Below are 21,113 nucleotides of genomic sequence, written 5' to 3'. Positions count from 1 at the left end.
AAGGTCTAAAGCGACCTTTTTTTGTTTGAAAAAATAATTTTTTTATAAATAAGTGTTGTATACAATGTACTTTTTATGTTAAAATGACACAAATCAATAAGTGGGGGTATGATGCTTATTGATAAAAGAAAGGGTGATAAAATGTCATATAAATTTAAAATCGTACGCGGAAATGCAATTTTAAACTTTTCTGAAGAATATTGTCAATCACGTTGTCAATTGATTGAAAGTGAATCTTTTGCACGAGTTTTACGTGGTTTTGTCAACGAAGGAAAGAGAAAAGAAAATACTACTTATACTTATTTAAGAGAAGTTAAAAGCGAAAGTATTGATATAGTAAATGATTTAAGAACGATTTTTAAATTGTTATTAGTAATGTCAGTTGAAGAAGTTTTATCTTCATATCCTCATTTTGAAGGATATTTTAGAGATCGTGATGAATTTGTTAAAGTAATTGAAGAAGTATATTTATTCTGGCGTAAATTACAACGTTATAGTGTAGTATATAACGAAACAACTAGTAGAGGGTATCAAAATGTACAATTTGCGGATGCTCAAGCAAAATTCGAAGAATTAGTATTATCAGTATATCGAACAATTGAAGAAACAGCATTAGGATATCGTCATCAAGTATATCGTCAAATTACAGCTGGTGTTAATGCTGGTTTAAGAGTAACAAATATGCGTTCTTTTTTACCATATGAATACCGTAATTTAGATGATATTCCTTTTATTGAAACAGTGATTATTCATCCACCATTTATTACTTATTCAAAACGTAATAAACGTGATGGAATTTTCCCTGAAATTAAACATAATCCAATTGAAGACTTAAAATTTGATTCTGAACAATGGTTCTGTTATCCAGCTAAAGTTGGTAACTTATTAGCATTTGTATATTTCAATGTTGCTTTCATGGCTCAAGGGGTTGCATTATGTAACTTATTTGAATTAGCTAGTGAAGAAGAATATCGTAATCGTAAACCAGATATTATCTATGTATATGGTTATGAAGATGGTGAAAAGAACCAAGCTTTCTATCAAGATGATGAAAATGATATGATGGTAGCTTTATTATCTGCAAGTGATGATTTCGATTACTTTGGATATATGAAGAAAATGATGTTAACTTTACACAATGTTCGTAAAATTAATCAACGTCAATTACCAATTCATGGGGCAATGGTTAAAGTTACATTACATTCTGGTGAAGTTAAAAATATCGTTGTTATGGGTGATAGTGGTGCTGGTAAATCGGAAACAATTGAACAAATTAAAGTATTTGGTGCCGCTTATATCCGTGATTTAGTAACTGTATATGATGATATGGGTGTTCTATACTTAGATGATAAAGGACAAATTAAATCATCAGGTACAGAAATTGGGGCTTTCGTGCGTTTAGATGATTTAGATGCTGGTTATAGTTTCAAAGAATTAGACCGCTCTGTATTTATGAATCCTGATAAAGTAAATGCTCGAATTGTAATTCCAATTACAGATTATAAAGATGTTGTTGCTCCTCATGAAGTTGATTTATTCTTATATGCAAACAACTATGAAGAAGGTGGCGAAGCATTAAGTTTCTTTGATGATGTTGATAGTGCTTTAAAAGTATTTAGAGCTGGAAATCGTATGTCAAAAGGAACAACTACTGAATATGGATTAGTTGGAAGTTTCTTTGCAAATCCATTTGGTCCAGTACAACGTCAAGAACAAACAGAAATCTTATTACATGATTATTTTAATCGTATGTTTAAACAAGGTATTAAAGTTGGTCAATTAAGAACTCGTTTGGGTATCAAAGGTTACGAACATCGCGGGCCACAAGAAGCAGCAACAGAAATTTTAAAATATATTACTGGTGAAACTGAATTAAAACAATTAGAAGAAGAATAATATTTTAAAAGAATCCATTATTATGGGTTCTTTTTTTATTTAGGATGAATATGTTTTGATGAGGGGATGAAAGTGAATAAAAGTTTAAAAATACTATTGATTATAATTGTTTTGATCTTTTCAATAGTTATTTTATTAATTTATCCAACTAACCCAATTGTTTTATATAGTTATCATCCAGTTGCAGAAATTTCACAAAAGTTTGATCCTTATGAAAACATAAAAAGAGTAATTGGTGGTAAAGTTAGTGATGTAAATGTTGATACTAGTAAAATAGATTTTACTAAGACTGGTAAATATCCGATTACTTATCGTTATAATAACATTGAAACTACAGTAACTTTAGAGTTACAAGATACAATTATTCCTGATCTTGAAGTTCAAGAACTAACAATTGATTTAAATATGGAAGTTAAGGCTAGTGATTTGATTAAAAACTATTATGATAGTAAAAGAACTAAAGTATCTTTTAAAGAAGACTATCAATTTGATAAACCTGGAGATTATGAAGTTGCAATTCGGATTTGTCGTAATAATAATTGTGTAAGCAAAAAAAGTGTTATTCATGTTTTGCCAGAAGATAATGTATCACCAGTAATTAATGGAGTACGTAATTTAACAGTTTTAAAAGATAGTGATATTGATTTATTATCAAGTGTTAGTGTTAGTGATAATCAAGATGATAATCCAATTTTAACAATCGATAGTTCTAATCTGGATATTTCTAAAATCGGTAATTATCAAATAACTTATTATGCTAAAGATCGTTCTTTAAATGTTACTAAAGAAACATGTATAGTTACAGTAGTCGAAAATAAAAAAATAGGAACAACTGTTCCTAGTGATGAAAAAGTAGTGTATTTAACTTTTGACGATGGACCTTCAGAAAATACGCAGCAGGTTTTAGATATCTTAGATGTTTATGATGTTAAAGCTACTTTTTTTGTAACCGGAACAAATAAGGAATATTTTGATTTGATAAAAACAGCTTATGAAGCTGGGCATACAATTGGCTTGCATACTTATGTTCATGAATATGATCAGATTTATTGTTCTACATCTGCTTATTTTGCGGATTTAAAGAAAATCGAGGATTTGGTTTATAATCAAATAGGTAGCATCCCTAAATATATTCGCTTTCCTGGTGGGAGCAGTAATCAAATTTCTAAGCAGTATTGTAATAGGATAATGAGTAAGTTGACTAAAGAAGTATTAAATCGTGGTTATCAATATTATGATTGGAATGAAGATAGTGAAGATGGTTCGGGACAATTGTCGGTAAAACAGTTAATCAAAAATGCTACGGCAGCAGATGAAAATAATATTATTTTATTATTTCATGATGCTAACGGGAAAGAAAATACAATTAAAGCTTTAGGACCAGTTATTGAATATTATCAAAATAAAGGATATGTTTTTAAAGCTATTGATGATAGTTCTTATGTAGTCCACCATAGTGTAGTAAATTAACGATAATAGTCATTGTTTTTCTAGTAATTCATATAATTTAATGGTGATTGGATGAAAGATAAACTAATTAAGTATGCTTATTATTTGTTGCTTGTAATAATATTTGTTTTGCTTGCATATGCATTAGTTAACTGGCTAGTTCCTTTATTTTTTAGCTTTTTAATTGTTTTGGTTTTGCAGCCTTTATTAGCTAAAGAGATTGAACTACTTAAAATAAAGAATTCTTTTTTAACTAAGTTAGTTATTGTTTTGAATTATTTATTTTTTATTACAGTCATCATTGTTATTGTAGTTTTTACAGTAATTCAAATTTATAAAATACTAGAAATTATGCCTGAGTATTTAAATGATTTATATCAAAAATTAAGTAATAATCATTATATAATTGATGCTGGTAAGTATTTAGATATTATTTATAGTGGCTCAATGAGTTTAGTTGAAAATATTTCGACTAGTTTTATTACTAGTTTAATAACTTTTATAATGAAAATACCTAGTTTTCTTTTTGATTTAATGTTTGTGGTAATTACTTCTTTGTTTATCTTATTAGATTATGATTTAATTGAAAAATATGTTTTAAATAAATATCCGGTGACTTCTTTGGTAGTTGATACAGTAAAAAATGTTTTAAGTAATATTTTTAAAGCTTCTGTTATCATCATGATCGTAACATTTGTAGAATTATACTTAGGCTTTGTTTTAATTGGATTATCGCAAAGTGCCATGCTTGCTTGTATTATTGCAGTCATTGATTTTTTACCTGTTTTAGGATTAGATATGATCATGGTGCCTTGGATCATAATTAATGCGTTAACTAATAATATTTATTTAGCGATAGCTTTACTGATAATTTATTTGATCGTTGTTGTTACTAAAAATATATTAGAGCCTCGACTATTAGCGAAAAACCTTGGTCTTAGTCCAATTGTTTCATTAATAGGAATGTATTTGGGGATGCAATGGTTTGGAATAATCGGTTTATTTATTGCCCCAACTTTAATTATGATCATTATTCAAGTTTTTAAAGTAAAACATCAGTTAAAAAATAATGAATAGTTAGTTAGAATCATGTATAATATAGGCGTTGAAGTAAAGAGGAGTATTTATGGAACGGAAAGATTTGAAATTATGGGCTCGTAAAGAAGCTAATAATCATCGTTGGCAAATTTGGAAATGTTTATTGATAATATTGTTAGTTACATTAGGATTGATTGTTTCTTTGATTCTTATTTTTAATTGGCTATTGAGTTTAAAGACAGCATCTATTATTGGTGTATTGGATTTTGTAATTGTCTTAGCTATTTTACTGGCATATTTATTTAGTGCTGGTTTTTCAACACAGTTTTATTGTTATATCAAGGAAATTATTAATAATGGTAATAGTGATTTAAACTTACTAAAAACATCGTTTATAACGTATATTAGAAATGGTTTTATTTGCTGGTTAATCTTTTTTATCGATCTTTTAGGAATGTTTTTGTTTATATTACCTGGAATCTTTTTGTTGATAAAGTTTTTGCCAGTTCCGTATTTGCTTGCAAATCATCAGGAAATGAATGTTATTGATATTTTAAAAACAAGCTGGCAGATGATGTCTTTAAATAAAATGAAGGATTTGTTACTTTTAATTTTAAGTTTTGCTGGCTGGTTTATTTTAGGTATCTTTACATTTTTAATTGGTTTTATTTGGGCATTACCATATTTTTTATTAGCTCTTAGTAGATTTTTTATCATACTGGAAAATGAGTATTTTGGTTTAGAAGAAATACAAAATGAAGATAATAGTAAAGAAATCCAAGAATTTGCCTTATTAAATAATTTAGATGTTATGGGTAACAATATATACGGATTATTTAATGACTTTCCGGTTGTAATTAAGGTCTTACCAGAAAATACAATTATAAAAATTAGTATTGCTGGTAATAAACGTTCAAGAATTGATAACTACTTTGCTAAGTTAGAGCGCTTAGGATTTTTAAAAACAATAAATTATAGTAATGATATAATTACTATTTCTATAATAAGTCAAAACTTAAATAATGTTTATGAAACATTAAAGAATATAACAATGATCATTCGTAAGATTGGATATCAGCCAGCGTGCTGTCATTGCCATTGCAATAAGCCGGTTTCATTTTGTCTTTATCATGGTGAAATTGTTTATGTGTGTAAAGATTGTTTTAATGAATTAAAGAATAAACAATCAGTTCCTAAAGAAAAATATAGTATTGGTTTTTTAGGGGCTGTTTTAGGGGCACTGCTTGGTGGTTTGATCTGGATATTAATTTATCAATTTACAGCCTTTGGTCGTATAACTGGTTATATAATTGCTTTACTTGCGATTTTAGGCTATCAAAAATTTGCAGGACGATTATCTTTATCAGGACTAATAATTAGTGGGTTATGTAGTGTTGTTAGTTTATTAGTGGCTGAGTTCTTTGGCTTGAGCTTACAAATCTTTTTAGCGACAAGAATTGATAGTTTGATCCAGGCAATTATATTAACACCGAATTTTATCATGCATAGTGATATTATTTATCTAGTTGTAAAAGATATTTTATTTGGACTTTGTTTTATGGCAATTGCTTTTATACAGTATAGTTATTCTTTAACGCACACGGAAAAGAAACCAAATATAGTTAAATTAGACAAAACAGCTTAGGCTGTTTTTTATAGTTAGAAGCTATATCAAATATTAGAATTAGATATTTTTCAAACTTGTTTTAGTATGTTACAATAGTAACATTGTGGAGGTGAGACTATGACATTGCAACAATTAAGATATGTTATTACCGTAGCTAAAAAAGGTTCTATTTCTGAAGCAGCTAAAGAATTGTTTATCTCACAGCCAAGTTTATCTAACGCTATTAAAGAATTAGAAAAAGAAATGCAAATTGTTATTTTTTCACGGACTAATAAAGGGATAGTTGTAAGTGAAGAAGGACGTGAATTTTTAGGATATGCCCGCCAAGTCGTTGAACAGGCTGATTTGCTTAAAGAGCGTTACTTGGAAACAAAGACAGTAAGAAAACGTTTTAGTATTTCAACACAGCATTATTCTTTTGCGGTTGATGCTTTTGTTGATCTAGTAAAAAAATATCGTGATAGTGAATATGAATTTACGCTTAGAGAAACACGAACTTATGAGATAATTGAAGATGTTAAAACATTAAAAAGTGAAATTGGAATATTATATTTAAATGATTTTAATGAAAAAGTAATTACTAAATTATTAAAAGAAAATAATCTTGTTTTTAAAGAATTATTTCAGGCAAAACCCCATATATTTGTAAGTAATACTAATCCACTTGCTGTTAAGAAAATTGTGACTTTAGAAGATATTGAACCATATCCTTATTTGTGTTTTGAACAAGGAGAGTATAATTCATTTTATTTTTCAGAAGAAATTTTAAGTACTTTAACTCACCGTAAAATTATTAGAGTTAGTGATCGAGCTACTTTATTTAATTTATTGATAGGATTAAATGGTTATACAATATCTACCGGTATTATTAGTGAGGAATTAAATGGGAAAAACATAATTGCAATTCCTTTAGCTGTTGATGAAATAATTAGAGTTGGATATATTGTTCATAGAGATATTAACCGAAGTTTTTTAGGATCCTTGTTTATAGAATCGCTTCAAAATAATATTGAATTTTAGGTGCTTTTTTAGCATCTTTTTTTATTTAATAATCTTTTTTGTCTATAAATGAAGAAAAATCAATGATATAATTATATATTATAAAGCAAATTTAAAAGAGAGGAGATGGGCTATGATTAATTATCTAATAGCTTTTGTTTCTGGAAGTCTTGGGACAATGATTGGTGGAACAGCTTCATTTGTTATTACTGGTTTAGTAGGTCTTATTGTCATTATTTTAGATGGGTTAGGAGCTAACACTCATCTTTTAACAAATCAGGTCTTGAATTTATTGTTTATGCCTTGTGTTTGTTTTAATGGTGCGGTAGCAGGATTGGCATATGCAGCTAATGTTAAACATTATGATATAAATGGTGCTGATGGGAATCGTTCATTATATTTTACTGGTGATCCTTTAGTTTTAATTATTGGTGGAATTTTTGGCTTATTAGGCTATGGATTATTTTCATTGTTTACATATTGGAATTTTCCTATTGATATTGGTGCACTAGTTGTACTATCACTAAATATGTTGATTAGAGTATTGTTTGGGACTAATAAATATATCCATCATCCCAGCCAACCGTTATTTAGCTATAAACAGGCTAATTACTGGTGTTTTCAAATAATATTTGCCGCAGTATTATCATTAATAACAGCTTATTTTGTAGGAATTACTGGTGTTGCTAGTCTAGGGTTTTCATTAAGTGCTTTAAGTCTGGTTTTTGCTTTTTCAACTCCGGATTTTCCAGCTACTCATCATACTACTTTAATTGCTGGTTATGCAATGGTAGCAACAAATTCATTAGCTATTAGTACAATTTTTGGGGTTTTGGCACAGTTATTTTTTATTGTTTTTAATACATATTTTAATACTGATTTAGATAGTCATGTAGATGCCCCAGCTGCTTCAATCGCTCTATTTAGTTTGCTTATTTTTACATTATTTTAGGAGGTCTATATGGGAAAAATAGAATTAGATGTTCATACACATACTATTGCAAGCGGTCATAGTTATTCATCGATGAATGAAATGGTAAATGAGGCTAAAGCTAAAGGTTTGCAGTTATTAGGGATGGTTGAACATGATGTGGGAATACCAGGTACTTGTGATCCAATATATTTTAAAAATTATCATGTGATTCCAAGAGTTTTTAATGGTTTAAAAATAATTTTAGGAATTGAGGTTAATATTTTAGATTATGATGGTAAATTAAGTATTAGTGATGATCTTTACCAATGTGTTGATTATTGCATGGCTGGAATTCATTTTCATTGTTACAAACCGGGATCAATTGAACAAAATACAAATGCAGTAATTGAAACAATCAAAAATCCGCATATTAGCGTTATTGTTCATCCTGATGATGGTTATTGCCCGCTAGATTATGAAAAAGTTGTTTTGGCAGCTAAAAAATATCATACATTATTAGAAGTCAACAATAATGCCTTAAGAAGTTCATCACGATTAAATTCACGTGAAAATGTAATTGAAATGTTGCAGTTATGTAAAAAACATCAAGTGAAGATTATTTTAGGTAGTGATGCTCATATTCATTTTGACATCATGAATTTTGATCATATTGAAGGAATTTTAGAAGAAATTGATTTTCCTAAAGAACTGATTGTTAATTATGATGTGGATGAATTTTTAAAGTATATTGATAAGAAAGTTTAATAAGATTGATAAATTAAAAACCGTATGTTTTTAACATACGGCTTTATTATCAACTTTATAGAAATTTTTATGTGAAACCACATCTAATTTATATTCAAACTTTACAATCTATATTCTAAAACCACTCTATTTTGACTCAACCTTAGTGAGCCACTGATATAATTGGGGGTCTACGTTTCATATTTAGGCGATAGTCTTTTTTCCAATTAATTCTTAGACTCATTGAAGTGATCTTACTAGAAATGTATGCGATTAATTTTGGTTTGACAGATAAAATTGTTTCTCTATCTTCTACTAGACCAGTTCCAAATAGTTGATACGCTTGTAATAATACATCTACTAATACAATTAATGTATAAAGCATTAATACTGAAATAATATACATTTCGTTCATATTATCAACTCCTTTCGTCTAATCCTTTCCTCACCATTATAATAGCACATATCCGCTAAAAATGAAAGCCCTTTCATTGAAAAAAAATAATTTTTTTTGCTGATTTAATCAATGTTTTTTTAATTTTATAATAATGATAAAAATTGTTTTTGGATAAAAACATTTATTAAAATGTAAATATTTTATTGACAGTTATAATTATCCAGTATATCATAATAAACAAGAAAACCGTTGAAGTGGAGATAAAAATAGATCGTGCACTTATAGAGAGCTTGGATGGTGGAAGCAAGCAGAACGCAGCCTATTAAATGGACCACGGAGGGCAAAGTGAAAAGCTGAGGCTGAGTATTCTTTGACGTAAGACTTACGTAAGTAGTCATAGATGTGATAGCATCTAGTAAGGGCACGAGTGTATCGTGAAGCAAGGTGGCACCGCGGAATAAGTGTAGTTTATTATCCGTCCTTGACAGAATTATTTTCTGTCGGGACGGTTTTTTATTTATCAAGGAGGAAAAATTTTATGTATTATCCAACATTAAAACAAGCTAAACAAATTATTGCTAATGGGGATTATGACATTGTTCCAGTTAGTAAAGAAATCTATGGAGATGGAATTACTCCAATTGAAGTAATGCGAATTTTAAAAAACTATAGTGAGCATTGCTTCATGTTAGAAAGTGTGGATGATACAAAACGATGGAGCCGCTATACCTTTTTGGGGTTTGAGCCCATAAGTGAAATTACCTGTTTAAATAATGTTGTAACAATAGATGGTCAGATTTATAAAACTAAGCATCCGCAAGATTATATTAAACAGATCTTAAAAAAATATAAAAGTCCTAAAATACCTAAGTTACCAGCATTTACTGGTGGTTTAGTAGGGTATTTTGCATATGATTATTTTAAATATAATGAATCGACATTAAATTTAATGGTAGAAAGTGATGGTTTTAATGATGTTGATTTAATGTTATTTGATCAAGTGATTTGTTTTGATAACTATCGTCAAAAGATAATTTTAATTGCAAATGCTAATTGTAATGATCTAAGGACTGGTTATCAAAAAGCGGTTGATAAAATAGAGCGATTGGAAGAATTGATTTTTAATGGCAGCAAAGCTGAAATTGAACCATTGCGTTTAACAAGTGATTTTAAAGCGTTATTTACCAAAGAACAATATTGCAATATGGTAAAAAAAGCTAAAGATTACATTAAAGAAGGTGATATTTTTCAAGTAGTTCTAGCAAATAGATTGAAAGCTAAAGCTACCGGGAGTTTGTTTGATAGCTATCGAGTTTTAAGAACAACTAACCCATCGCCTTATATGTTTTACTTTTCAAGTCCAAGCCAGGAAATTGCAGGAGCTTCGCCAGAAACGTTAGTTAAAATGGAAGATGGGAATTTATATACTTATCCCTTAGCTGGAACACGAAGACGGGGACAAGATGAAAATGAAGATCAAAAACTAGAAAAAGAATTATTAGCTGATCCAAAAGAATTAGCAGAACACAATATGCTAGTAGATTTAGGGCGTAATGATTTAGGAAGGGTTGGTGAATTTAATAGTGTTAAAGTAGAAAAATATTTAGAAATCTTGAAGTTTTCTCATGTTATGCACATTGGTTCAACAGTAGTTGCTAAGGCATTAGAAAATAAAGATGCTATTGATGTAATTGGAGCAATGCTACCAGCTGGGACATTATCAGGTGCTCCTAAAATCAGGGCTTGTCAAATTATAAATGAGTTAGAAAAGTCTCGTCGTGGTATTTATGGTGGTGCAATTGGATATATTGATTTTACTGGTAATTTAGATACTTGTATTGCAATTAGAATTGCTTATAAAAAAGGTGAAGATATTTATGTTTGCTCGGGAGCCGGAATTGTTCATGATAGTATCCCAGTTAATGAATATCAAGAGTGTTTAAATAAAGCTAAAGCAGTGATCAATGCCATTTATGAAGCTGATGGAGGAATTTAAGATGATTTTATTAATTGATAATTATGATAGTTTTGCTTATAACTTATACCAGTTAATTGGTTCAATCACTGATGATATTAAAGTTATTCGTAATGATGAAATGACAGTAGAACAAATTACTGCTTTAAATCCAGCAGCAATTGTAATTTCACCAGGACCGGGTCGACCTAAAGATGCTGGAGTAATTGAAGATGTGATTAGATATTTTTATGATAAAAAACCACTTTTAGGTATTTGTTTAGGTCATCAGGCTTTATGTGAGGTATTTAATGGTAAGATAACGTATGCTAAAAAGTTAATGCATGGTAAAAGTTCTTTGATAAAAACAGTTGATGATAAATTATTCAAGGGGATTATTCAACCATTTTCAGTAGCTCGTTATCATTCACTTGTAGTAGCAAAAGAAACGATAGCTAGTGAATTGAAAATTTTGGCTATTAGTGATGATGGTGAAATTATGGCTGTTAAACATCGTGATTATCCAGTATATGGATTACAGTTTCATCCTGAATCAATACTAACAAGTGATGGCAAAAAGATAATTGAAAATTTTTTGGGGGTAATAAAATGATTAAAGAAGCGATTTTAAAATTAGCTAAAAAACAGGATCTAACAGCTAGTGAGGCTAGAGCTTGTATGAATGAAATTATGGATGGTCAAGCTAGTGATGTGCAAATGAGCAGTTATTTAACAGCATTAAGTTTAAAAGGGGAAACAATAGAAGAAATAACTGGTAGTGCTGCGGGGATGAGAGAACATTGTATTAAATTATTAAACGATGAAGATGTTTTAGAAATCGTAGGAACAGGCGGTGATGGTTCAAATTCATTTAATATTTCGACGACTTCATCAATCGTAATAGCAGCTAGTGGCGTTAAAGTAGCTAAACATGGTAATCGTGCTGCAAGTTCTAAATGTGGGGCAGCTGATGTTTTAGAATCTTTAGGAATAAAAATTGATGTATCTCCTCAAAAAAGTGCTACAATATTAAACAAGATTAACATATGTTTCTTATTTGCTCAAAATTATCATATTGCTATGAAATATGTAGCACCGGTAAGGCGCGAGCTAGGAATTAGAACGGTCTTTAATATTTTAGGACCATTAACTAATCCTGCTGGTGCTAATATGCAGGTAATGGGCGTATATGAAGAAGCGTTAGTCGAACCATTAGCTGAGGTTTTATCAAATTTAGGGGTAAAAAGAGCAATGGTTGTCTATGGACAAGATGGTTTAGATGAGATTTCATTATCGGCACCAACTACTGTTTGTGAAGTAAAAGATGGCAGCTATATTAGCTATACAATAACACCAGAGCAATTTGGGATGACTCGCTGTCAAAAAGAAGATCTAATTGGCGGTAGTCCTGAGTTTAATGCTAAAATCACTCGTGATATTTTACGTGGTGTTAAAGGACCAAAACGTGATGCAGTATTATTGAATGCTGGAGCAGCGATTTATATTGCCGGAAGGACTGAAACAATGCAAGAGGGAATTGACTTGGCTACACAGTTAATTGATGAAGGGAAAGCTTTAACTAAACTAGAGGAGTTCATAAAGGAAACTAATATGTAGAAGGAGTTAAAGTATGATTATTGATGATATTATTGAAAAAACAAAAGAACGGGTAGAAGAAAATAAAAAGAGAAATTCAATTGATAAATTAGCAAAACTAGCTTTTGCAAAACCAATATATAATGACTTTCCATTTGAAAAAGCGTTAAGAAAACCAGGTTTATCTTATATTATGGAAGTTAAACGAGCATCACCATCAAAAGGGGTTATTACTCAAAACTTTGATTATAAAACGATTGCTAAAGAATATGAAGATATTGGAGCAGCAGCTATTTCTGTTGTTACAGAACCGGATTTCTTTAAAGGGGATGATGATTTCTTAGCAGAAATTAAAAAAATCGTAAAAATACCAGTCTTAAGAAAAGATTTTGTAATCGACGAATACATGATTTATGAAGCTAAATTATTAGGAGCTGATGCTGTTTTATTAATTTGTAGTGTATTAGATGAAATTACGTTAATGCGTTGTTTAAATCTAGCGGAACAATTAGGAATGAGTGGTTTAGTTGAAGCTCATAGTTCAATGCAAATTAAAAAAGCGCTTCGAGTTGGTGCTAAAATAATTGGGGTTAATAATCGTGATTTAAGAAATTTTGAAGTGGATTTAAATAACAGTGTTGAACTTCGTTCAATGGTACCTGAGGATGTAATTTTTGTTTCTGAAAGCGGCATTACAACTTATGATGATATTAAGTTGATGGAAGAAAATAAAGTTGATGCTGTTTTAGTTGGAGAAATATTGATGCGTTCTCATGATAAACGGAAGACTTTTGAAATTCTTCAAGGGCTTCGTCAGCCAAATGAAAATTAAGATCTGCGGTCTATTTCAAAATGGGGATATTGATTATGTAAATGAAATCTTACCTGATTATATTGGTTTTGTCTTTGCTAAAAGTAAACGACAAGTAAGTTATGATCAGGCTAAGGTAATGTCTAGTAAGTTAGATAAAAGAATTAAGACAGTTGGGGTATTTGTCGATGCTTCAATCGATGAAATCGTTAAATTAGTAAATGATCAAATTATTGATTTAGTACAATTACATGGTGATGAAGGTATTGATTATATTAAACAGTTGAAAGCTAAAATAAATGTACCAATAATTAAAGCTATTAAAATGACACCAGAAACGGATTTAAGAACAATTAGTTTTCCCGTAGATTATTATTTACTAGATAGCGTTATTAGTGGTAGTGGTAAAACTTTTGACTGGTCATTAATTAAAAAATTAGATAAACCGTTCTTTTTAGCAGGTGGAATTAATTCAGGTAATCTTGACGATGCCATTAAAATTAATGCTTATGCTATTGATGTTAGTTCTGGGGTAGAAACTAACGGTATTAAAGATCCAAACAAAATAAAAGAAATAGTAAGGAGAATTAAAAATGACAGCAGGTAGATATGGAATTCACGGGGGGCAATATATTCCAGAAACATTAATGAATGAAATTCATAATGTTGAAAAAGCATATGAATATTACAAAAACGACCCTGAATTTAATCAAGAATTAGATCGATTATTAAAAGAATATGCTAATAGACCTTCATTATTATATTATGCTAAAAAAATGACCGAAGATTTAGGAGGGGCTAAGGTATATTTAAAAAGAGAAGATTTAAATCATACCGGTTCCCATAAAATAAACAATGTTTTAGGTCAAGTATTAATGGCTAAAAAAATGGGAAAAAAACGAGTAATAGCAGAAACAGGAGCAGGTCAGCATGGCGTAGCTACAGCGACTGCTGCTGCATTACTTGGGTTAGAATGTGAAATCTTTATGGGTAAAGAAGATACAGATCGACAAGCCTTAAATGTTTATCGAATGGAACTTTTAGGAGCTAAGGTTCATAGTGTTACTACTGGCACAATGACTTTAAAAGATGCTGTAAACGAAACTATGCGGGAATGGACTAAAAGAATCGATGATACTTTATATGTTTTAGGTTCAGTTATGGGACCACACCCATTTCCAATGATCGTTAGAGATTTTCAAAGTGTTATTTCTAAAGAAGCAAGAGAGCAGATTTTAGAATACGAAGGTAAACTGCCAACTGCAGTCATGGCCTGTGTTGGTGGTGGCAGCAATGCTATGGGGATGTTTTATAATTTTATAAATGATAAAGATGTTCAGTTAATTGGCTTAGAAGCAGCTGGTAAAGGTGTAGATACAGCTTTTAATGCGGCAACGATTGCAACAGGGACTTTAGGCGTATTCCATGGCATGAAATCATATTTTTGTCAGGATGAATATGGTCAGATTGCCCCAGTATATTCAATTTCAGCGGGACTTGATTATCCTGGTATTGGTCCAGAACATGCTTATCTTCATGATATTGGTCGGGCTCAATATATTCCAGTAACTGATGATGAAGCGGTAGCAGCATTTGAATATTTAGCTAAAACTGAAGGAATTATCTGTGCAATTGAAAGTGCTCATGCTGTTGCCTATGCTCGCAAATTAGTACCAACAATGAAAAAAGATGACGTTGTAATTATCTGTTTGTCAGGTCGTGGTGATAAAGATGTTGCTGCGATTGCTAGATACCGGGGGGTGGATCTTCATGAATAGAATTAAAAATGCTTTTAATAATAAAAAGGCTTTTATTCCTTTTATCACTGCAGGTGATCCAAGTAAAGAAGCGACGATAGAATATATTTTAGAAATGGAAAAAGCTGGGGCTTCGTTAATTGAAATTGGGATTCCTTTTAGTGATCCAATTGCTGAAGGTCCAGTCATTCAGGAAGCTAATATTCGTGCTTTATCTAAGAAAATGACAACTGATCAGGTTTTTGAAATTGTCTTAGAAGTTCGTAAAAGTTCTAATATTCCAATTTGTCTAATGACTTATTTAAATCCTGTTTTTCATTATGGTTATGAAAAATTCTTTAAAAAATGTCAGGAAGTCGGTGTTGATGGAATTATCATTCCTGATTGTCCTTTTGAAGAAAGTAAGGAAGTTACTGAGGTATGTTATAAATATGATGTTGATTTTATTTCCATGATTGCACCAACATCTAAAAAAAGAACGATCCAGATTGCCAGTCAGGCTAAAGGATTTATTTATCTGGTTTCTTCAATGGGAGTAACTGGTATGCGTAAAAGAATTGATGGTGATATTGCTGGAATTGTAGAAACTATTAAAACAGTAACCGATACGCCAATAGCACTGGGATTTGGGATAAATAATGTAGAACAAGTTGAATATTTTAGCCAGTTTGTTGATGGTATTATTGTTGGTAGTGCTATTGTTAATATTATTAAAGAAAACAAAAATCATGCCCATCAACCTTTGCATGATTATGTAAGTTCACTAACTAGTGTATTATAATAAGTTATTATTAGGCTAATTAACAGGGAAGACCTGTTAATTAGCTTTTTTAAAACTTTGAAAATTTAAATAAGAAATAACCACCACTAAAAATTAACACCAATAATCCAATAAGAGCAACATTTTCCATATATAACACCTCTATTTCTACTTATAAAATAGCAAAAAAAGTATAAAAATGATGTTAGGTATTTAGTTGAAGAATTAAGATTATATAAAAATTTTTTCATCTTTATACAATCTTAATATTAACCAGATAATCTTTATTTTATATTTATAATTAATCAAGTATATTAGTTATAAAGAATAAGGATAATAGGGGGGATGTCTTATTAAGGAGAAATTGACAGAAAAGCTGTTGCATAGTTATTCACCGATGAAGATAATATTTTTAGGTTTTTGTTTAATTATTTTTATTGGAACAGTTTTACTTAGTTTACCAGTTTCTTTAAAGGAAGGTAAAGAAATTTCAGTTTTGACATCTTTTTTTACGGCTACTTCAGCAACTTGTGTTACTGGTTTGATTAGAGTAGATACTTATAGTCATTGGAGCTGGTTTGGTCAGTTTGTAATTATTTCATTGATACAAATTGGTGGGATTGGTTTTATGACCTTATGTATTTATATTTTAACTTTAGCAAAAAAGAAAATCGGAATTATTTCACGTTCAATCATGCAAAATTCTATTTCTTCACCACAAGTTGGTGGGATAGTTAAAATAACTAAATTCATTATTTGGGGCACTTTTATAATTGAAGCAATTGGGGCTTTTTTATTATCATTAGTATTTTGCCCACGATTTGGATTTTTAAAAGGAATCTGGTTTTCAATTTTCCATAGTATTTCGGCATTTTGTAATGCTGGATTTGATCTTATGGGAACTATTGAACCCTTTAATTCACTTATTTCGTATCAAGATAGCTGGTATGTAAATTTGATTATTATGTCATTAATTGTAATTGGTGGTTTAGGTTTTTTAGTATGGCGTGATATTGTTGATAGTCACTTTAACTTTAAAAAAATGCGCTTGCATACTAAATTAGTAATTACTGTTACTTTAATTTTGATTTTTGGTGGAACTTTTGTTATTTATTTGTGTGAACAAGGAAATGCAACAGTATTAGAATCAATGTTCCAGTCAGTTACCGCTCGTACAGCTGGATTTAATAGTATTGATTTATCAAAAATTAGAGAAAGTACACAAATGATTTTAGTAATTTTAATGTTTATCGGTGGTTCATCTGGATCAACTGCAGGTGGGATCAAAACAACAACTATTGCAGTATTATTAGTTAATATCTTTAATTTATTTAAACAAAGAAAAGCAGTCGAAGTATTTCATCGTCGCATTGGTGATGAAATAATTAGAACTGCTAGCTGTGTATTAATGGCATATTTAGTTTTTACAGTAACAGTTGGTTTGATTATTTGTCAAATTGACAATGTTCCATTTGTTTCCGCATTGTTTGAAAGTGTTTCAGCAATGGCAACAGTTGGATTAACAGTTGGAATAACTACGCAGTTAAGTGCTTTTTCACAGATACTATTAGCAATATTGATGATTATTGGTCGCGTTGGTTCGGTAACTTTTTTACTTGCTTTTGCTTCTAATCGAACTTTACCAATTGCCAAAGCACCAGCCGAAAAAATTCAAATAGGATAATATGGAGGAATTATGAAATCAGTTTTAGTAATTGGATTAGGACGTTTTGGACGTCATTTATCAAGAAAGTTTATTGATGAAGGTAATGCAGTATTAGCGATTGAAAAGGATGAAACAAGAGCTGATAATGCAGTTAATATTGTAAATGAAATTCAAATAGGTGATGCAACTAATGAAGATTTTATAGAATCTTTAGGTGTTAATAATTTTGATATTTGTGTTGTAGCAATTGGTGATAATTTCCAAACAGCATTAGAAATTACAGTATTATTAAAAGATTATGGAGCTCAGTTTGTTATTGCACGTGCTAATCGTGAAGTTCATCGTAAGTTATTATTACGTAATGGTGCTGATTATGTTGTTTATGCTGAAAAAGAGATTGCTGAACGAATTGCAATCAAATATGGTTCTAAAAATATTTTTGATTATGTGGAATTATCTTCTGATATTGCAATTTATGAAATTAGGATTCCAAACAGCTGGCTAGGTAAAACAATCGTTGAAAAAGCAGTTCGAACTCGCTATCATGTTAGTATTTTAGCAACTAAAAAAGATGGTAAGATTTATCCATTGCCGCAACCAACTCATGTTTTTAAACCAGATGAAACACTAATTGTTATGGGAACAGCAAAATCAATTAAAGAAATTACGCGCTAGTAAAAATGTGTTATAATATTAACCATAAAGGGGTTAATTTATGGATGTACAACAAGAACATGTTTTAATTTGTTTATCACCATCGATATATAATCGTGATGTGATAAAAATGGCCGCAGCTGTCGCTAGAGATAATAAAGCAGTATTTACTGCTTTATTTGTTGAAACGCCTGATAATTCAAAAATAAGTAAAGAAGATCGTGAACAATTGCAGGCTAATATTGCTTTAGCTAGACAATTAGGGGCTAATATCGAAACGGCATTTGGTGAAGATATTGTTTATCAAATTAATGAATTTTGTCATAATTCACAAGTTACTAAAGTATTTATTGGTTATAGTCAAAGAAAAAAATGGCGAATCTCATATAATGCTTTAGATAAACAAATATTAGAAACATTATGTGATTTAGATGTCAATGTTGTTTATCACCAAAGCGGTGAATCAAAAAAAAGTAATAAAAAGAAAAAAGAATTTATTTATAAAACTAGTGACTTTTTAATTTCAATTCTAGTTCTTTTACTAGCAACAGCAATTGGAATGTTATTTCACTGGTTAGGTTTTAGTGAAGCTAATACTATTACTATTTATATTTTAGGAGTTTTGATCATTGCTGTGTCAACTTCTAATCGAATATTTAGTTTAGTATCATCAATTTTAAGTGTTTTGATTTTTAATTTTATGTTTACTAATCCCCGCTTTACTTTTGCAGCTTATGGTTCTGGTTATCCGGTTACTTTTGCAATTATGCTTATTGCTGCTTTTATTACTAGTACTCTAGCGATTAGAATTAAAAAGCAGGCTAAACAATCAGCGCAATATGCTTATAGAACCAAAGTTTTATTAGAAACTAATCGTTTATTACAAAAAGAAAAAAGTATTGCTGGGATTAAACAGACAACGGCTAAACAAATAATTAAATTATTAGAAATGCCAGTAATTATTTGTCAGGTTAATCAAGATAATCAAATTGAATATGAAAATTATGGAAATGATAATATTGATGTTACTAATGATAAGCAGGTTTGTAAAAACGTTTTAGATGTATATCATAGTAAAAAAGCATATCAGGATGATAACTATTATTTACCAATAGTTAGTGCTAATGATATATATGGTGTTATTATTATTGTATTAAATGATAAGATCATTGATGCTTTTGAAAACAATCTTGTTTTATCAATAGTAGGTGAGTGCGCTCAGGCTTTAGAAAAAGAATTATTTAATAAAAAACGTGAAGAAGCTGCAATTGAAGCTAAAAATGAGCGATTACGAGCCAATTTATTACGTTCAATTTCTCATGATTTAAGAACACCGTTAACTAGTATTTCTGGTAATGCCAGTGTTTTAATAAATGAATCTAAAAATCTTGATGATGAAAAAAAGCAGCAGCTTTATGAAGTGATTTATGATGATTCATTATGGTTGATCAATCTAGTTGAAAATCTTTTAAGTGTAACCAGATTAGAAGATAGTACCGTTAGTTTACATTTAGAAACTGAATTGATTGAAGAAGTTATTAATGAAGCATTAAATCATATTAGTCGAAGAATTGAACAGCATCATCTAGTATTTATTAATAACGATGAATTTATATTAGCTAAAATTGATGCTAGATTAATAATTCAGGTAATTATTAATATTATTGATAATGCGATTAAATATACACCGGTTGGATCGACGATTGAAATTGAAGCGATAAAAAAAGATCATTTTGTTGAAATTCAGATTCGTGATAATGGACCGGGAATTAGTGACAGTGATAAAGAAAAACTATTTGAAATGTTCTATACGGTAAAACATAATACAAGTGATGCTAGACGTGGTTTAGGACTAGGTCTAGCCCTGTGTAAAACAATTATTACTGCCCATAATGGAACTATTACAGTAACTGACAATCATCCAAAAGGAACTATCTTTAGTTTTACGTTACCAATTGAGGAGGTTGAAATTCATGAATAAACCAGTAATTTTAGTTGTTGAAGATGATAATGCAGTAAGAAATCTAATTGTTACAACATTAGAAACTCATGATTACAAATATCATACTTCCCAAACAGGGAAACAAGCGATTATTGAAACTGCTTCAAAAAAACCTGATATTATGTTATTAGATTTAGGTTTGCCTGATATTGATGGAGTAGAAATAATTAAAAAAGTAAGAACCTGGACTAATATGCCAATCATCGTAATTAGTGCTCGTAGTGAAGATCATGATAAAATTGAAGCGCTAGATGCAGGAGCTGATGATTATTTAACCAAACCATTTTCAGTTGAGGAACTATTGGCGCGATTAAGAGTTGTTTTAAGACGACTAAGTTATAATCAAAATCAGCCAGTTGAAAGCAGTGAGTTTGTTAATGGTGATTTAAGAATTGATTATGCTAGTGGCTGTGCTTATTTAAAAGATAAAGAACTGCATTTAACACCAATTGAATATAAGTTATTATGCTTGCTTTCTAAAAATGTTGGAAAAGTATTGACTCATACTTTTATTACTAAAGAAATATGGGGAAATACTTTGGAAAGTGATGTTGCTTCCTTGCGAGTATTTATGGCAACACTTCGGAAAAAAATTGAAGCTAATCCTGCTAAGCCAAAATATATCCAGACTCATGTTGGGGTAGGATATCGAATGCTTAGAATTGAATAATAAGTATATTATTTTTAATATCATATAAAAAACGCCATTTTGGCGTTTTTCGTTATCTGATTGAAAATTGATTTAGGTGAAAATAATAAGTATATCAGTCGGACGTTTTTTTATTCATAGTACCATTATATTTTAGATAGATATTTATATTTGTGATTTTCTTCGCAGGAGTATAGTTGT

The 21,113-nt window shown here is 30.0% G+C and carries 19 protein-coding genes; 18 read left to right on the top strand and 1 reads right to left on the bottom strand.

The genetic code is table 11. The features are described from left to right. Positions 1-141 precede the first annotated feature (141 nt). The 7 genes from ABGT36_RS10320 (at position 142) to ABGT36_RS10290 (ending at position 8,687) form a co-directional block, all read left to right on the top strand. Positions 142-1,896 (top strand): phosphoenolpyruvate carboxykinase, encoded by a 1,755-nt coding sequence (locus ABGT36_RS10320; RefSeq protein WP_087299504.1) that lies wholly within the window; start codon positions 142-144, stop codon positions 1,894-1,896. A gap of 72 nt (positions 1,897-1,968) precedes the next feature. Continuing rightward, entirely contained in the window at positions 1,969-3,366 is a 1,398-nt protein-coding gene (locus tag ABGT36_RS10315) for a polysaccharide deacetylase family protein (RefSeq protein ID WP_346677846.1), read from the top strand. Positions 3,367-3,417: 51 nt separating this feature from the next. Then, complete coding sequence (locus tag ABGT36_RS10310; RefSeq protein ID WP_087299373.1) at positions 3,418-4,422, top strand: AI-2E family transporter; 1,005 nt, start codon at positions 3,418-3,420, stop codon at positions 4,420-4,422. 49 nt (positions 4,423-4,471) lie between these two features. Continuing rightward, on the top strand, positions 4,472-6,028 hold the full coding sequence (locus ABGT36_RS10305) for a DUF975 family protein (RefSeq protein WP_346677845.1): 1,557 nt from the start codon (positions 4,472-4,474) through the stop codon (positions 6,026-6,028). A gap of 99 nt (positions 6,029-6,127) precedes the next feature. Next, complete coding sequence (locus tag ABGT36_RS10300; protein ID WP_087299377.1) at positions 6,128-7,030, top strand: LysR family transcriptional regulator; 903 nt, start codon at positions 6,128-6,130, stop codon at positions 7,028-7,030. A gap of 112 nt (positions 7,031-7,142) precedes the next feature. Further along, positions 7,143-7,961 (top strand): hypothetical protein, encoded by an 819-nt coding sequence (locus tag ABGT36_RS10295; protein ID WP_087370793.1) that lies wholly within the window; start codon positions 7,143-7,145, stop codon positions 7,959-7,961. 9 nt (positions 7,962-7,970) lie between these two features. Then, a complete protein-coding gene (locus ABGT36_RS10290) occupies positions 7,971-8,687 on the top strand; it encodes a phosphatase (RefSeq protein WP_087299381.1) in 717 nt (238 codons plus the stop codon). Between the two features lie 142 nt (positions 8,688-8,829). On the opposite strand, the gene ABGT36_RS10285 is transcribed toward ABGT36_RS10290, so the two are convergent. Continuing rightward, positions 8,830-9,081, bottom strand: coding sequence for a hypothetical protein (locus tag ABGT36_RS10285; protein WP_087299383.1), 252 nt, complete (start codon positions 9,079-9,081; stop codon positions 8,830-8,832). Positions 9,082-9,601: 520 nt separating this feature from the next. Between ABGT36_RS10285 and ABGT36_RS10280 the strand changes: the two genes are divergently transcribed. The 11 genes from ABGT36_RS10280 (at position 9,602) to ABGT36_RS10230 (ending at position 20,933) form a co-directional block, all read left to right on the top strand. After that, positions 9,602-11,059: an anthranilate synthase component I family protein gene (locus ABGT36_RS10280; RefSeq protein ID WP_346677844.1), complete on the top strand. Its 1,458-nt coding sequence runs from the start codon at positions 9,602-9,604 to the stop codon at positions 11,057-11,059. Position 11,060: 1 nt separating this feature from the next. Further along, a complete protein-coding gene (locus tag ABGT36_RS10275; protein ID WP_087299387.1) occupies positions 11,061-11,630 on the top strand; it encodes an aminodeoxychorismate/anthranilate synthase component II in 570 nt (189 codons plus the stop codon). Continuing rightward, the gene (trpD, locus tag ABGT36_RS10270; protein WP_087370803.1) at positions 11,627-12,634 is read left to right on the top strand and encodes an anthranilate phosphoribosyltransferase; all 1,008 of its coding nucleotides are present in this window, start codon (positions 11,627-11,629) and stop codon (positions 12,632-12,634) included. The genes ABGT36_RS10275 and trpD overlap by 4 nt, the downstream gene beginning before the upstream one ends. 13 nt (positions 12,635-12,647) lie before the next feature. Then, positions 12,648-13,445 carry an indole-3-glycerol phosphate synthase TrpC gene (gene trpC, locus ABGT36_RS10265; RefSeq protein ID WP_087299391.1) on the top strand — a complete coding sequence of 266 codons (798 nt, stop codon included), beginning with the start codon at positions 12,648-12,650 and terminating at the stop codon, positions 13,443-13,445. Then, on the top strand, positions 13,435-14,031 hold the full coding sequence (locus ABGT36_RS10260) for a phosphoribosylanthranilate isomerase (protein ID WP_346677843.1): 597 nt from the start codon (positions 13,435-13,437) through the stop codon (positions 14,029-14,031). The genes trpC and ABGT36_RS10260 overlap by 11 nt, the downstream gene beginning before the upstream one ends. Continuing rightward, positions 14,018-15,202, top strand: coding sequence for a tryptophan synthase subunit beta (gene trpB / locus ABGT36_RS10255; RefSeq protein ID WP_087299395.1), 1,185 nt, complete (start codon positions 14,018-14,020; stop codon positions 15,200-15,202). The genes ABGT36_RS10260 and trpB overlap by 14 nt, the downstream gene beginning before the upstream one ends. After that, positions 15,195-15,962 carry a tryptophan synthase subunit alpha gene (gene trpA, locus ABGT36_RS10250; protein ID WP_087299397.1) on the top strand — a complete coding sequence of 256 codons (768 nt, stop codon included), beginning with the start codon at positions 15,195-15,197 and terminating at the stop codon, positions 15,960-15,962. The genes trpB and trpA overlap by 8 nt, the downstream gene beginning before the upstream one ends. Before the next feature lie 343 nt (positions 15,963-16,305). Further along, positions 16,306-17,625, top strand: a complete 1,320-nt coding sequence (locus ABGT36_RS10245) for a TrkH family potassium uptake protein (RefSeq protein ID WP_239406386.1) — start codon at positions 16,306-16,308, stop codon at positions 17,623-17,625. A gap of 12 nt (positions 17,626-17,637) precedes the next feature. Next, a complete protein-coding gene (locus tag ABGT36_RS10240; RefSeq protein WP_087370813.1) occupies positions 17,638-18,282 on the top strand; it encodes a TrkA family potassium uptake protein in 645 nt (214 codons plus the stop codon). Between the two features lie 40 nt (positions 18,283-18,322). Further along, entirely contained in the window at positions 18,323-20,242 is a 1,920-nt protein-coding gene (locus tag ABGT36_RS10235; protein ID WP_346677841.1) for a DUF4118 domain-containing protein, read from the top strand. Beyond that, positions 20,235-20,933, top strand: a complete 699-nt coding sequence (locus ABGT36_RS10230; RefSeq protein ID WP_087299403.1) for a response regulator — start codon at positions 20,235-20,237, stop codon at positions 20,931-20,933. The genes ABGT36_RS10235 and ABGT36_RS10230 overlap by 8 nt, the downstream gene beginning before the upstream one ends. The last annotated feature ends 180 nt before the right edge of the window (positions 20,934-21,113 follow it).

The sequence above is a fragment of the Erysipelatoclostridium sp. An173 genome, assembly GCF_963931465.1.
GTDB lineage: Bacteria > Bacillota_I > Bacilli_A > Erysipelotrichales > Coprobacillaceae > Thomasclavelia > Thomasclavelia merdavium.
This window is presented reverse-complemented; position numbering and strand designations above follow the sequence as displayed.

Excerpts from the sequence above, each read along its gene's own strand:
- ABGT36_RS10295 (WP_087370793.1), top strand. The coding sequence starts at position 7,143 with ATGATTAATTATCTAATAGCTTTTGTTTCTGGAAGTCTTGGGACAATG.
- ABGT36_RS10285 (WP_087299383.1), bottom strand. The coding sequence starts at position 9,081 with ATGAACGAAATGTATATTATTTCAGTATTAATGCTTTATACATTAATT.
- trpC (WP_087299391.1), top strand. The coding sequence starts at position 12,648 with ATGATTATTGATGATATTATTGAAAAAACAAAAGAACGGGTAGAAGAA.
- ABGT36_RS10280 (WP_346677844.1), top strand. The coding sequence starts at position 9,602 with ATGTATTATCCAACATTAAAACAAGCTAAACAAATTATTGCTAATGGG.
- ABGT36_RS10230 (WP_087299403.1), top strand. The coding sequence starts at position 20,235 with ATGAATAAACCAGTAATTTTAGTTGTTGAAGATGATAATGCAGTAAGA.
- trpB (WP_087299395.1), top strand. The coding sequence starts at position 14,018 with ATGACAGCAGGTAGATATGGAATTCACGGGGGGCAATATATTCCAGAA.
- ABGT36_RS10310 (WP_087299373.1), top strand. The coding sequence starts at position 3,418 with ATGAAAGATAAACTAATTAAGTATGCTTATTATTTGTTGCTTGTAATA.
- ABGT36_RS10260 (WP_346677843.1), top strand. The coding sequence starts at position 13,435 with ATGAAAATTAAGATCTGCGGTCTATTTCAAAATGGGGATATTGATTAT.
- ABGT36_RS10320 (WP_087299504.1), top strand. The coding sequence starts at position 142 with ATGTCATATAAATTTAAAATCGTACGCGGAAATGCAATTTTAAACTTT.
- trpD (WP_087370803.1), top strand. The coding sequence starts at position 11,627 with ATGATTAAAGAAGCGATTTTAAAATTAGCTAAAAAACAGGATCTAACA.
- ABGT36_RS10300 (WP_087299377.1), top strand. The coding sequence starts at position 6,128 with ATGACATTGCAACAATTAAGATATGTTATTACCGTAGCTAAAAAAGGT.
- ABGT36_RS10240 (WP_087370813.1), top strand. The coding sequence starts at position 17,638 with ATGAAATCAGTTTTAGTAATTGGATTAGGACGTTTTGGACGTCATTTA.
- ABGT36_RS10305 (WP_346677845.1), top strand. The coding sequence starts at position 4,472 with ATGGAACGGAAAGATTTGAAATTATGGGCTCGTAAAGAAGCTAATAAT.
- ABGT36_RS10275 (WP_087299387.1), top strand. The coding sequence starts at position 11,061 with ATGATTTTATTAATTGATAATTATGATAGTTTTGCTTATAACTTATAC.
- ABGT36_RS10235 (WP_346677841.1), top strand. The coding sequence starts at position 18,323 with ATGGATGTACAACAAGAACATGTTTTAATTTGTTTATCACCATCGATA.
- trpA (WP_087299397.1), top strand. The coding sequence starts at position 15,195 with ATGAATAGAATTAAAAATGCTTTTAATAATAAAAAGGCTTTTATTCCT.
- ABGT36_RS10290 (WP_087299381.1), top strand. The coding sequence starts at position 7,971 with ATGGGAAAAATAGAATTAGATGTTCATACACATACTATTGCAAGCGGT.